1 tRNA gene and 2 rRNA genes are annotated in these 591 nt (G+C 47.0%); all 3 read right to left on the bottom strand.

From position 1 onward, the window contains the following. A 23S ribosomal RNA gene (locus tag INT84_RS24110) occupies window positions 1-138 on the bottom strand; the annotation flags it as partial. A gap of 184 nt (window positions 139-322) precedes the next feature. After that, window positions 323-398 (bottom strand) — tRNA-Glu (locus INT84_RS24105). A 71-nt stretch (window positions 399-469) separates the two neighbouring features. Beyond that, window positions 470-591, bottom strand: a 16S ribosomal RNA gene (locus INT84_RS24100); the annotation flags it as partial.

Genomic DNA, 591 nt, shown 5'->3' with positions numbered 1-591 from the left:
ATTGCACTGGGTTTCCCCATTCGGGTATCGCCGGTTATAACGGTTCATATCACCTTACCGGCGCTTATCGCAGATTAGCACGCCCTTCATCGCCTCTGACTGCCAGGGCATCCACCGTGTACGCTTAGTCGCTTAACCTCACAACCCGAAGCTGTTTCACTTCAGTGTTGCAAAAATTTGAGAGACCCACGAACAACTTTCGTTGTTCAGTGTTTTTCAATTTTCAGCTTGATCCAGATTTTTAAAGAGCAATATCTTAAACATGACTCGAAAGTCATCTTTAAGATATTCAGGGATAATGTCTTTCACTCATTATCCAGTATGGCGTCCCCAAGGGGATTCGAACCCCTGTTACAGCCGTGAAAGGGCAGTGTCCTGGGCCTCTAGACGATGGGGACTCTGATACTGTTTGCTCGATACTTTTTCATCAGACAATCTGTGTGAGCACTACAAAGGCGGTTCTTTAAGGTAAGGAGGTGATCCAACCGCAGGTTCCCCTACGGTTACCTTGTTACGACTTCACCCCAGTCATGAATCACAAAGTGGTAAGCGCCCTCCCGAAGGTTAAGCTACCTACTTCTTTTGCAACCC

Origin of the sequence: Superficieibacter sp. 1612_C1 (genome assembly GCF_015234305.1) — a bacterium.
Classification (GTDB): Bacteria; Pseudomonadota; Gammaproteobacteria; order Enterobacterales; family Enterobacteriaceae; genus Superficieibacter.
This window is presented reverse-complemented; position numbering and strand designations above follow the sequence as displayed.